The organism is Rhodanobacter sp. sgz306013 (assembly GCF_057031145.1).
Map to the genome: position 1 here is coordinate 68,057 of NZ_JBXCIJ010000006.1, position 12,669 is coordinate 80,725.

6 protein-coding genes are annotated in these 12,669 nt (G+C 68.0%); 4 read left to right on the plus strand and 2 right to left on the minus strand.

Going from position 1 to position 12,669, the window contains the following annotated elements; translation table 11 throughout:
* Positions 1-782: 782 nt before the first annotated feature.
* Together AC2EWF_RS17800 and AC2EWF_RS17805 are read right to left on the minus strand one after the other, a co-directional pair.
* Positions 783-1,619 carry an EamA family transporter gene (locus AC2EWF_RS17800; RefSeq protein ID WP_483640772.1) on the minus strand — a complete coding sequence of 279 codons (837 nt, stop codon included), beginning with the start codon at positions 1,617-1,619 and terminating at the stop codon, positions 783-785.
* Between the two features lie 156 nt (positions 1,620-1,775).
* A complete protein-coding gene (locus AC2EWF_RS17805) occupies positions 1,776-3,392 on the minus strand; it encodes an alpha-glucosidase family protein (protein ID WP_483640736.1) in 1,617 nt (538 codons plus the stop codon).
* 647 nt (positions 3,393-4,039) lie between these two features.
* Between AC2EWF_RS17805 and AC2EWF_RS17810 the strand changes: the two genes are divergently transcribed.
* The 4 genes from AC2EWF_RS17810 to AC2EWF_RS17825 all read left to right on the plus strand — a co-directional run bounded on the left by AC2EWF_RS17810 (position 4,040) and on the right by AC2EWF_RS17825 (position 12,557).
* Positions 4,040-6,943: a TonB-dependent receptor gene (locus tag AC2EWF_RS17810; protein WP_483640737.1), complete on the plus strand. Its 2,904-nt coding sequence runs from the start codon at positions 4,040-4,042 to the stop codon at positions 6,941-6,943.
* A gap of 130 nt (positions 6,944-7,073) precedes the next feature.
* Positions 7,074-8,591 (plus strand): tryptophan halogenase family protein, encoded by a 1,518-nt coding sequence (locus tag AC2EWF_RS17815; RefSeq protein WP_483640738.1) that lies wholly within the window; start codon positions 7,074-7,076, stop codon positions 8,589-8,591.
* A gap of 34 nt (positions 8,592-8,625) precedes the next feature.
* Positions 8,626-10,206: an alpha-amylase family glycosyl hydrolase gene (locus tag AC2EWF_RS17820; protein ID WP_483640739.1), complete on the plus strand. Its 1,581-nt coding sequence runs from the start codon at positions 8,626-8,628 to the stop codon at positions 10,204-10,206.
* Entirely contained in the window at positions 10,206-12,557 is a 2,352-nt protein-coding gene (locus AC2EWF_RS17825; RefSeq protein ID WP_483640740.1) for a TIM-barrel domain-containing protein, read from the plus strand. Before AC2EWF_RS17820 ends, AC2EWF_RS17825 begins: the two co-directional genes overlap by 1 nt.
* Positions 12,558-12,669: the final 112 nt, after the last annotated feature.

Below are 12,669 nucleotides of genomic sequence, written 5' to 3' on the forward strand. Positions count from 1 at the left end.
TTGGTCGCAAGCGGCGTGAATTCGCCGCAAGGAACAAAGCGGTTTCGAGCGCCTGTCGGCGCCCGAGTCACTTTCTCTTTGCGTGGCCAAAGAGAAAGTAACCCAAGAGAAAGGCCACCCCGATGGCGCGCCCTCCGGGCCTCCTGCCCTGCGAGTGCGCGGGCGGGCTACGGGGCTTTTCGACGGCAACTCCTGTGCTGGCGAAAAACTGGCCGGTATCCCTGCCGGCCATCCTGCGGACTTTCCTTCGCCCGCCCGCCGCGCCATAGGGGCCCCGGGTAGACCAGCGCGCTCCCGGCGCGCAGAAGCAAGAGCACCCCACCCCAACCCACCTCTGCATGCAGGGGCGGGCGATCAGCTGCGAGCTTGCAACGCTCTGCTGTTGCTTCTGGCGCGCACGATGCGCGCCTGCCTTTGGGGCCCCTCGGCGGCGGTGAGGTGGGGACGAGCAGGCCGCGCAGCGGGCGAGACCACGGACGGTCTCGCCTTTTCGCGCGGGCAGGAGCCCGCTCGAAAAGCCCGGCCACGCCTCACGGACTTGCCGTCCATGGAAGGGCGGCAAGCGACGCCGCGGGGTGGCCTTCTCTTTTGGCTACTTTTCTCTTGGCCACGCAAGAGAAAAGTAGCTCGGCTGCCGGCAGGCAGACGAAACCGCTTCGAAACCCGCGCGAACGCAGAGACAAAAAACCCCTCGCCCCAACCTTCCACCTGTTGGAGGCGAGGGAGAGACTAGCGAGTCCCGCAGGCGGAAAAGGGAAGAAACAGTGGCGCGCCCCGCGCGCTCAATTCACCAGCGGCTCCGCCACCGGCCGCCGCACACTGAGCGCCGTCCCCGCCGCCGCCACGATGATCGCCACGATCGCCAGCCACTGCAGCAGGCTGAGGCGTTCGCCGAGCAACGCCACGCCAGCCAGCGCCGCGATCGCCGGCTCCAGGCTCAGCAAAGTGCCCAAGCTGCGCGTCGGCAGGCGCGTCAGCGCCACCATCTCCAGCGAATACGGCAGGGCGGAACTGAGCACGGCCACGCCCAGCGCGAGCGGCAGCAGCGACGGATTGAACAGCGCGCTGCCGGCGTGCGCCACGCCGACCGGGATCGCCAGCAGCGCCGCGATGGAGGTGCCCCAGGTCACCGCGTCGCCGCCGTGCATGCCGCCCGCGCGCTGGCCCAGCACGATGTAGCAGGCCCAGCCCACGCCCGCGGCCAGCGCGTACAGCACGCCGACCGGATCGAGCGCATGCACCTGCCCGCGCAGCGGCAGCAGCAGGAGCAGCCCCGCAATCACCAGCGCAATCCAGATGAAGTCCTGCAGGCGGCGCGAGCCGAACAGGGCCAGCGCCAGCGGCCCGGTGAACTCCAGCGCCACCGCGATGCCTAGCGGAATCGTGCGCAGCGACATGTAGAACACCAGGTTCATCACGCCGATCGACAGGCCGTAGCCCCACAGGGCGCGCAGGTCGCGGCCACGCCGCCAGGTACGCCAGGGCCGCCGCACCAGCAACAGGATCAGCGCGCCCAGGCCCAGCCGGCAGGCGGTGGCGCCCTGCGCGCCGATCGCCGGGAACAGCTGCTTGGCCAGAGCGGCACCGAACTGGTACGAGCCCATGCTGACCAGCAGCATGCCGACCGCGAGCAGCACCGAAGCGCGGGGGGTATGCGCGGACACGGACGATGACCGGAAGGGACGGGCCGCCATGATGCCTGCGCCAACGCGCGAAGCCCACCCCGCCGGGTCGCTGCTGCTGACAGCGGCTGGCAGCAGGGTTGCGCCGCGGTGCTAGAGGATCCGCGCGAACAAGCTGCCGTTGGCGGGCAGGCGCAGGCGCTCGCCATCCAGCGTACCCGCCAGCAAGCCGTGCCCGTCCAGCGGTAGCAGCGATCCCGGCAGCGGCAACGCGAACTCCACCGGCGCCGCGGACAGGTTGAACACGACCAGCACGCGCTCCTCGCCCAGTTCGCGCACGAAGGCGAGCACCGGCTCCGGCGTGTCGAGGAAGCGGATCGAGCCATGGCGGAGCGCGGGCTGCCCCCGGCGCCAGTGCATGAAGCGGCGATAGCCGTTGAGTGCGGAGGCGGGATCGGCCTGCTGGCGCGCCACGTCCAGCACGCGGTGCTCGGCCGGCACGGGCAGCCAGGGCATGGCGCTACTGAAGCCGGCATGCTCGCCGTCGCTCCACGGCATCGGCGTGCGGCAACCGTCGCGGCCCTTGAACTCGGGCCAGAATGCGATGCCGTAGGGGTCGCGCAGCGCCTCGTAGGGCAGTTCGGCCTCGGTGAGGCCCAGTTCCTCGCCCTGGTACACGCAGACCGAGCCGCGCAACGAGCAGACCAGGGCGGTGAGCTGGTTCGCCATGGCCGCCGAGCCGCGGCCATTGCCCCAGCGGCTGAGCACGCGCTCCACGTCGTGGTTGGAGATCGCCCAGCACGGCCAGCCTTCCGTCATCTTCGCTTCCAGCACACGCACCGTTTCGCGGATGTAGGAGGCGCTGAAATCGTCGGTGAGCAGCTCGAAGCTGTAGCCCATGTGCAGGCGGTGGCCACTGGTGTACTCGGCCATCGTCGCCAACGAATCCTCCGAGGAGATCTCGCCCAGCGTGGCGCTGCCGGGATAGCGATCCATCAGCGCGCGCAGCTCGCCGAGGAACGCAAGGTTCTCGGGCCGCGTGTTGTTGTAGTAGTGGTACTGGAAGGCGTACGGATTGTCGGCGCTGAAGCCGCGCCCGGTGCGTTCGGCCTTGGGCTTGGGCGGGTTGTCGCGCAGTTGCGCGTCGTGGAAGCAGAAGTTGATCGCATCCAGGCGCAGGCCGTCGACGCCCTTGTCGAGCCAGAACTTCACGTTGTCCAGCACCGCGCTGCGCACGTCGGGATGGTGGAAGTTGAGGTCGGGCTGCGAGCCGAGGAAGTTGTGCAGGTAGTACTGCCCGCGGCGCGGTTCCCATTGCCATGCGCTGCCGCCGAACAGCGACAGCCAGTTGTTCGGCGGCCCGCCGTCCTCGCGCGCGTCGGCCCACACGTACCAGTCGGCCTTCGGGTTGTCGCGGCTCTGTCGGCTTTCACGGAACCAGGCGTGCTCCGCCGAGGTATGGCTGAGCACCTGGTCGATCATCACTTTCAGGCCCAGTGCGTGCGCCTTCGCCAGCAAGGCGTCGAAATCCGCCAGCGTGCCGAACAGCGGGTCGACGTCGCGGTAGTCGGCGATGTCGTAACCGAAGTCCGCCATCGGCGAACGGAAGAACGGCGCGATCCAGATCGCGTCCACGCCCAGTCCGGCCACGTAGTCGAGCCGCTGGATGATGCCGGGCAGGTCGCCCACGCCGTCACCGTCGGTGTCGAGGAAGCTACGCGGGTAGATCTGGTAGATGACGGCTCCGCGCCACCACGGTGTGTCGGTCATTGCTGGGCCCCATGACGTGAGGCAGGCGGCTCTCCGTGGCGCTTGGGTGGCAGAAACACTCGAGGCGGAGTGCCTCGCACCAGCAAGGCTGATCGAAGCTCGCCGTGCGGTGCGGGTTTCGACGATTCGCCGGTCCATGGTGATTCAGTGGGCCAGGAATCGGCGGAAAGACGCGCCGCATGGCGGGCTTTGCAGCCCGGATGGTTTCTGCCGCCCAGGCTCCTTAGTCGCCTGTCGTCGAACGGCAGCCAGCTTAGTGGCAGGGCATGGCGATCCCGCACAGTGCTGCATACGTATTCATGGATGCTGCATGCGCGTCATGCACCTGCAACAAATGGACTTCCAGACGATTTCGTGCCTGCACCGGCACCACGCGCCGATGCAGGCGCATCGCGGTTCCGCACCACGCAGGACGCAATGCGCCGGGCCGCGGCACGGCGCGCTGCTGCACCGCAGCGAAGGCGCGGATGCCACGCCATGAATACGTATGCACGTTTCGTTTGCGTCGAAAACGCCGGCCTAACATGCAGTCACGCGACGGGGCGCGCAGACGCAAGCCGGCTGCCTACGACCGCCGTCGATGGAATCGCCGGACGGTTCACGCCGCGACTACGACAGACACCGACCATTTCGTGGGGAGACGAGACATGTTGATGAAACACAAGCTGCTGGCCATGGCGATCGCTTCGGCCTGCTTCGGCACCTGTGCCGTGGCCAACGCCGCCACCGCGCCGGCGCCCGCCGCGCAGCAGCAGGACACCCAGCAGAGAGCCAGCGACCAGACCACCAGCACGAATCCCTTGTCTCCGCGAGACAAGAAGGACAAGGCAAAGCAGATGCAGGCCGTGCAGGTGAACGGCTTCGTCAGCAGCATCGAGAACTCCACCGCGCTGAAGAGGAACGCCGACTCCATCGTCGAGGCGGTCTCGGCCGAGCAGGTCGGCAAGCTGCCCGGCACCTCCATCGCCGACACGCTGGGCCGCCTGCCCGGCCTCGCGGTGCAGACGTTGAACGGCCGCCCGCAGGTGCTGACCATCCACGGCCTCGGTCCCGACTTCTCCACCGCCTTGATCAACGGCGGCCAGCAGGTCTCCACCTCCAACAACCGCGACGTGCAGTTCGACCAGTACCCGTCGAGCTGGTTCGACAACGTGGTAGTGCACCTTTCGCCGCAGGCCGACCTGATCGGCCAGGGCCTCACCGGCACGGTGGACATGCACACGATCCGCCCGCTGGAGAAGAGCGGCCCCGAGGCCGCGGTGAACGCCAAGTACATCTGGAACGACATGTCCCAGCTGGCAGATGGCAAGGGCGTCAGCAATACCGGCCGCGACCTCAACGGCGTGTGGGTGGACCAGTTCGCCGACCATACCGTCGGCGTGACCCTGGGCGTGGACCTGGAGGACAACCCCTCGCAGATCCAGCACCAGGCGCCGTGGGGTTATCCCAACGACAACAACGGCAATCTCGTGGTCGGCGGCGCGAAGAACTACGGCATCACCGACTCGATGAAGCGTAACGGCGTGCTGGCCACCGTGCAGTGGCAGCCGAACGAGTTCTACACCGGCACCATCGACCTCACCTACGACAACTTCAAGGAAGTGCAGCAGGCCAAGGGCATGGAGCTGCCGCTGTGGTGGGGCGGCGCCCCGCTAGCGTCGGCCACGGCATCCAACGGTTTCGACACCAGCGGCACCTACACCGGGGTGTCGCCGGTGATCCGCAACGACTACAACAGCACCAGCGCCCGGGTCTACAACTTCAACTGGGACAACAAGTTCACGATCAACGAGAACTGGTCGGTGGACGTCGACGCGAACTACTCGCGCGCCACACGCCATGACGTGAACCTGGAAAGCTACTCGGGCTTCGGCTTCAACAAGAGCGGCCCCACCGATACCATCGGCTTCAGCGAGCTCGGCAATGGCCTGCTCTACGTCGACCCGTCGCTGGACAACACCCAAGGCGTGGTGCTGACCGACCCGCAGGGCTGGGGTGGTGGCAACGACGTGGTGCAGGCCGGCTTCATCAATGCGCCGCGCACCGTCGACTACCTCGCCAACGTGCGTATCGCAGTTGAGCGCAGCTTCGCCAGCGGCCCGTTCTCCAGCATGGAGTTCGGCGTGAGCAACAGCAACCGCAACAAGACCTACCACATCGACCAGGCCTTCCTGACCCTGGGCGGCGGCACCATCAGCGGCGGCAATGCCGTCACGACTGCGGCGATCCAGGGCGGCAGCAGCTGTGATCCGCTGTCGTGGATGGGCATCGGTCCTCAGCTCTGCTACAACCCGTTTGCCCTGATCGACAACGGCAGCCTGGTGAACGTGCCCACGTTCGGCTCCAATACCGGCACGCCGCCTGACTGGAAAACGCACGAGAACGTCTTCACGCCGTATTTCCAGTTCAACATCGACACCACCCTGGGTGGCATCAGCCTGCGCGGCAACTTCGGCATGCAGGTGCAGCAGACCGCGCAGCGTGCGACCGGCGAGCGCGTGGCGCCGGGCAGCGCCATCACCGGCAACGCCATCACGCTGATCCCGGTGACCGGCAGCACCAGCTACACCCGTTACCTGCCCAGCGCAAACCTGATCTTCGGCTTCACCGACAACGACGACCTGCGCCTCAGCGCGGCCCGCACCCTGGCCCGCCCGCGCATGGACCAGATGAACGCCAGCCTCGGCCTGAAGGGTGATTTCACCAAACTGCCTAACACCGATCCGAACCAATCGTTTTTCAGTGCCTCGGGCGGCAATCCGAAGCTGACGCCCATCATGGCGGACAACTTCAATGTCAGCTACGAGCATTATTTCTCGGCGCCGGCATCGGGCTACCAGTGCAACTCCGCCGACCAGAAGAACTCGGACCTGTGCCGCAGCGGCGGCGGTGGTGGCTACTTCTCGGTGTCGGGCTACTTCATCGGCCTGCACGACTACATCAACCCGAACGCATCCTTCCTGTACGACTTCAGCCCCTTCCTGCCGTTCACCCTCAGCCCGTCGCAGGTAAGCCAGCTGGGCACCCCCTACGGCATCGTGAGCGGCCCCAAAAACGATGGCCGCGGCTACGTGAAGGGCATCCAGGGCACCTTGAACCTGCCGTTCAACCTGATCACCCCGGTGCTCGACGGCTTCGGCACGATCCTCACCGCCAACCGCAACAAGAGCTCGCTGGTCTATCCCGGCAATGCCGCACCGATCACCGTGCCGGGCCTGTCCAAGTGGGTCGCCAATGGCACGATCTACTACCAGCACAATGGCTTCGAGGCGCGCATCAGCGACAGCTACCGCTCGAACTTCCTGGGCGAGGTGGCGGGCATCAGCGCCACCCGCATCGAGCAGACGCTGAAGGGCGGCAGCACCTACGACGCCCAGGTGAGCTACACCTTCGGCAGCGGCACCTTCAAGGGCCTGACCTTGATCGTGCAAGGCTCGAACCTGTCGAACCACCTGTTCACCACGTTCCAGAACAACGACCCGCGCCAGGTGCTGATGTGGGAACGCTACGGCCGCACCTACTCGGTGGGCGCCTCGTACAAGTTCCAGTAAGCGGCAACCCGCAAGACCCGTGTGACTCCCCGTGCCCCGCTGCGTGCAAACCAGCGGGGACTTTTTTTCCACGGTGCCGGCGCGCGCGGAAGGTTCCACGGATGGCGGAGGAATCGGCTAGGGTGACGACATGACTGATGCACGCATTCGGCGCCTGGTGATCGTGGGCGGCGGCACCGCGGGTTGGCTGACTGCGGCGCTGCTCGCCCGTGCGCTGGGCTCGCAGCTGCAGATCGCGCTGGTGGAATCGGCCGAGATCGGCACCGTTGGCGTGGGCGAGGCGACGATCCCGCAGATCCTGCACATCAACCGCTTCCTCGGCATCGACGAGGACGACATGCTGCGTGCCGTCCACGGCACCTTCAAGCTGGGCGTGCAACTCAACGACTTCGGGCGGCTGGGCGATTCCTACATCCACGCCTTCGGCGACTTCGGCCTGCCGCTGGGGCTGACGCCGTTCCACCACTACTGGCTGCGCAGTCGCGGCCGGCCCGGCGCGCAGAGCCTGTGGGCGCATTCGCTGAATGCCGTCGCCGCCGCCCAGAGCCGCTTCGCGCGGATGGACACGGTGCCGAACAGCCCGCTGGGCGGCATCCGCTACGCCTACCATTTCGACGCCTCACTGTACGGCCAGTACCTGCGCGGGCACATCAAGCCCGGCGTCGTGCGGCGCATCGAGGGCAAGGTGGTCGACGTACGCCTGCACGCCGAGGACGGCCATATCGAGTCGCTGCTGCTGGATGGCGGCGCGACGGTCGAGGGCGACTTCTTCATCGACTGCTCCGGCTTCCGCGGCCTGCTGATCGAGGGCGCGCTGAAAGCCGGCTACGAGAACTGGCAGCACTGGTTGCCCTGCGACCGCGCACTGGCGGTGGGCAGCGCGCCGGGCGGCCCGATGCGGCCGTACACCCAGGCCAGCGCGCGTACTGCGGGCTGGCAGTGGCGCATCCCGCTGCAGCACCGCACCGGCAACGGCCACGTGTACTGCAGCCGCTTCATCAGCGACGACGAGGCTGCCGCGCAGCTGCTGGCGAACCTGGAGACCGAGCCGCTGGGCGATCCCCGCCCGCTGCGCTTTGTCACCGGCATGCGCAAGCTGGCGTGGAGCCGCAACTGCGTCGCGCTCGGCCTCGCCGCCGGCTTCATGGAACCGCTGGAATCGACCAGCATCCACCTGGTGCAGTCGGGCGTGAACCGCCTGCTGGCGATGTTTCCCGACCGCCATTGCGACCCGGCGCTGGCGGACGAGTACAACCGCCAGACCCGCTTCGAATACGAGCGTGTGCGCGACTTCCTGATCCTGCACTACAAGGCCACCGAGCGTACCGACACGCCGTTCTGGCGGCACTGCGGCGCGATGGCGGTACCGCCGGAACTGGCCCGGCGCATCGAGCTGTTCCGGCGCACCGGCATGATCTTCCGCGAGGGCGACGAGCTGTTCACCGAGACCGGCTGGCTGCAGGTGCTGCTGGGCCAGCGCATCGAGCCGGCCCGCCACCACCCGCTGGCCGACGAACTGGGCGAACAGCAGCTCGACCACTTCCTTGCCGACATCCGCACCCTGGTCGGCCGCGCGGTGCACATGCTGCCGCCGCACCACGAGTTCGTGGCGCGCCACTGCGGAACCCCCACACCCGCCGAGGCCTGATGAACACAGGCCGCCAGTCCCTGCCGGAGGCATCATGAAACATCCCCGTCGTCTCGCTTTCCTGCTGTCCGCAGCCTTGCTGCTGCCGACGCTGCCGGCACGGGCCGCCGCGCCAGCCACCGCCGCAAAAACGGCGCAGGCACCCTCCGGCGTGTGGTACGAGATCTTCGTGCGCAGCTGGTACGACACCAACGGCGACGGCATCGGCGACCTCAACGGCGTCACCGCCAAGCTCGACTACCTGCAGTCGCTGGGCGTCAGCGGCATCTGGCTGATGCCGATCAATCCCTCGCCCAGCTACCATGGCTACGACGTCACCGACTACGAGGCGGTGAACCCGCAGTACGGCACGCTGGCCGACTTCCGCCGCCTGGCGGACGAGGCGCACAAGCGCGGCATCCGGGTCATCATCGACATGGTGATCAACCACACCAGCAATCAAAGCCCGTGGTTCAAGGCCGCGCTGGATCCGAAGAGCCCCTACCACGACTGGTACACCTGGGCGCACAAGTACACCGACCTGGAAAGCGCCAGCGCCGCCGGCGACCGCGCCTGGCATGCGGCGGGCAGGCAGACGGCTCCCGGACAGCACTATCTGGGCATCTTCGCGGCAGAGATGCCCGACCTGAACTACGACGACCCGGCCGTGCGCGCCGCGATGATCAAGGCCGGCCAGTTCTGGCTGAAGCAGGGTGCGGACGGCTTCCGCCTCGACGCCGCGCGGCACATCTACGAGAACTTCCGCTGGGACGTGGACGATCCCGCCGCGCTGGCGAAGAACCTCGCCTGGTGGAACGAGTACCGCCGCGGCCTAGCCGCGGTGAACCCGCACACCTACCTGGTGGGCGAGGTGACCCAGCCTGCGGCCACCCTGCTCGCGCCCTACCTGAAGCCGCTGGACGCGGTGTTCAACTTCCCGCTGGCGGCGCAGCTGATCGAAGCCGCTAAGAGCGAGCGCAACCAGGGACTCGGCCCCACCCTGGACCGCAGCTACGCCGCCTACGAAGCCGTCGGCGGCAAGGCCATCAAGGACGCCCCCTTCCTTTCCAACCACGACCAGGAGCGCGTGATGAGCCAGCTAGCCGGCAATCCGCAACGCATGCGCACGGCCGCCGCGATGCTGCTCACGCTGCCCGGCGAACCGTATGTCTACTACGGCGAGGAGCTGGGCACGCTGGGCAAGAAGCCCGACCCGGCCCTGCGCGAACCGATGCGCTGGAACCGCTCCGCCAAGGCCCAAGGCGAGACCACCTGGGAAGCTGTCGACGGCGATAACGGCGCAGCCGTTTCGGTCGCGGCCGAACAGGCCGACCCGCACTCGCTGCTGCATGTCTACACGCGGCTGATCCACTGGCGCAGCGAAGTGCCCGCGCTGCGCGACGGCGGCTTCCGCGCCTACCCCGAGGCCAGCGACCACCTGGCGGCCTGGGAACGCACTGACGGCCACGGTACCGTGCTGGTGGTGCACAACCTCTCCGGCCAGCCGCAGACGATGGCGCTGGACGTGCCCGGCAGGCCGCACTTCAGCCGCGTGCTGAAGCAGACCGGCCCCGGCGCGGCGATCCGCGGCGACACGCTGAGCGTGCCGGCCTACACCAGCGTGGTGCTGCAGTGATGGCCCGGCGCATGCTCGCCAGCGCGCTGGCTTCCGCCCTGCTGGTTTCCGTGCCGGCACTGTCCGCCACTGCACCGGTGGTGACTGCTGCGCGCGTCGACGCGCAAGGCGCGGCCTTCCGCCTGGGCGCCGACCAGGTTTCGATCCGTCTCGACGGCGCCGGCGTCGTGCACGTGCAGGCGCTGCCCTCCGGCGGCGCGGACGGACACACGCTGGTGCTCGATCCGCACGCGAAGCCCGCTGCCGTTGCGCATGCGCACGACGACGGCGCCACGCTCACCCTCGCCGACGACCGGCTTACCGCGGTCTGGCACAAGCAGGCCAACACGCTGGACCTGCAAGACGCGCAGCACCGCCCCCTGCTCACGCTCGACCTTGCCGCACTGGCCCAGGGCCATGTGGCGCTGAGCCACGCGCCCGGCGATGCGCTGTACGGCATCGGCGGCTACGACAAGGACCAGGACGCCTCCGCCGGCCTGCTGCGCACGGGCAGGCAGGTGGCCAAGGCCGGCGAGCAGGGCCATGCTGGCGCGCCGTTCGTTTGGAGCACGGCGGGCTACGGCGTGCTGGTGGACAGCGACGGCGCGCAGTACACGCTCAACGGTGGCCGCATCGACATCGCCGGCCTGTCCAAACCGGCGGTGGACGTCTACCTGATGGCCGGCGATCCGCCGCAACTGTTCGGTGAGCTGGCCGACCTCAGCGGCCACGCGCCGCTGTTCCCGCGGTGGGCGAATGGCTTCATCAACAGCCAGTGGGGCATCGACGAAAGCGAGTTCCGCCAGATCGTCGCCACCTACCGCGCCAGGCACATCCCCATCGACGTCTTCACTTTCGACTTCGACTGGAAGAACTGGAGCAATGACTGGGGCGAATTCAGCTGGAACCCGGTGAAATTCCCCGACGGGCCCACCGGCAAGCTGAAGGCCGACATGGATGCGCTGGGCATCCACATGACCGGCATCATGAAGCCGCGCGTGCACGTCGACACCGTGGAAGGTCGCTACGCCACCGCGCACGACCTGTGGCTGCCCGGCGAGAAGGCCAGCCCCGACTACTTCTCGCACAAGCCGGTGAAGGACCTCGACTTCGACAAGCCCGCCACCCGCGCCTGGTTCTTCAACGCCGCGCTGAAGCACAGCTTCGACACCGGTATCGTGGGCTGGTGGAACGACGAGGCCGACACCACCAAGAGCGACACCCAGTTCCTCAACATGCAGCGCGCGATCTACGACGGCCAGCGCGCGTATTCGAAGCTGCGCGTGTGGTCGATCAACCGCGATTTCTGGCTGGGCGCCCAGCGCTACGCCTACGCCCTGTGGTCGGGCGACATCCAGACCGGTTTCGCCAGCATGGCCGCGCAGCGTCCGCGCATGCTCAGCGCGATCGACGTGGGCGAGATGCAGTGGGGCATGGACGGCGGCGGCTTCGTGGGCCATCCCTCGGACGAGAACTATGCGCGCTGGATCGAGTTCGGCGCGTTCACGCCGGTATTCCGCGTGCACGGCACCGAGGGCGAGAAGCGCCAGCCGTGGCGGTACGGCCCGGTGGCCGAGGCGGCGGCGACCCGTGCGATCCGCCTGCGCTACGCACTGCTGCCCTACATCTACAGCTATCAGCACCGCGCCAGCACGCAAGGCGTGGGCCTGGTACAGCCGCTGGCCTTCGTGTGGCCGCACGACCTGCAGGCGCGCAACGACGTGGATGCCTGGCTGTTCGGCGACTGGATGCTGGTGTCGCCTGTGGTCGAGCAGGGCCAGACCACGAAGCGCATCTATCTGCCCGCAGGCACCTGGACGGACTGGGCCAGCGGCAAGGTCTACTCCGGCGGCCAGACCGTCACGGTAGCGACGGACGCGAAGACCTGGCGCGACATCCCGCTGTTCGTCCGGGCCGGCGCGATCATCCCCACCCAGCCGGTGATGGACTGGAGCAGCCAGCACCCGGTCACCACGGTGAGCGTGGACGTGTTCCCCGCCGCCCAGGCCAGCCACTTCGACTATTACGACGACGACGGCGAAACCTACGCCTACACGAATGGCGCGTACTTCAGCCAGCGCCTGGCCACGCAGCGCAACGGCGATACGGTGAACTTCAGCACCGCGGCACCCGAGGGCAGCTACCACCCCGCGCTGCGCCACTGGCTGGTGCGCGTGCACGGCGTGGCGGCGGCCAGCATCGCCGCCGGCGGCACAGCGCTGCGGCAGTACGCGACAGCGGCCGAACTGGCCGCGGCGCCCGGTGAGGGCTGGGTGGCTGGCAGCGACCGCTACGGCCCGCTCACCGTGCTCAAGCTCGATGCCGGCACGGTGCGCACGCTCACGCTGCAGGCGGCTGCCGCCGCGCACTGAGCATGGATCGCGCCGTGCCGGGATGGCGTGGCGCGAGGAGCCAGGGAGCTTCGCGGCCAGGCATGGCCACCAACACCGCCACGCGAGGAGCTGCCGGCCCTGGGCCCGGCGA

Bases quoted from the DNA above. Each gene is read 5' to 3' on its own strand.
- AC2EWF_RS17800 (WP_483640772.1), bottom strand. From the start codon at position 1,619: ATGCTGCTGGTCAGCATGGGCTCGTACCAGTTCGGTGCCGCTCTGGCC.
- AC2EWF_RS17805 (WP_483640736.1), bottom strand. From the start codon at position 3,392: ATGACCGACACACCGTGGTGGCGCGGAGCCGTCATCTACCAGATCTAC.
- AC2EWF_RS17810 (WP_483640737.1), top strand. From the start codon at position 4,040: ATGTTGATGAAACACAAGCTGCTGGCCATGGCGATCGCTTCGGCCTGC.
- AC2EWF_RS17815 (WP_483640738.1), top strand. From the start codon at position 7,074: ATGACTGATGCACGCATTCGGCGCCTGGTGATCGTGGGCGGCGGCACC.
- AC2EWF_RS17820 (WP_483640739.1), top strand. From the start codon at position 8,626: ATGAAACATCCCCGTCGTCTCGCTTTCCTGCTGTCCGCAGCCTTGCTG.
- AC2EWF_RS17825 (WP_483640740.1), top strand. From the start codon at position 10,206: ATGGCCCGGCGCATGCTCGCCAGCGCGCTGGCTTCCGCCCTGCTGGTT.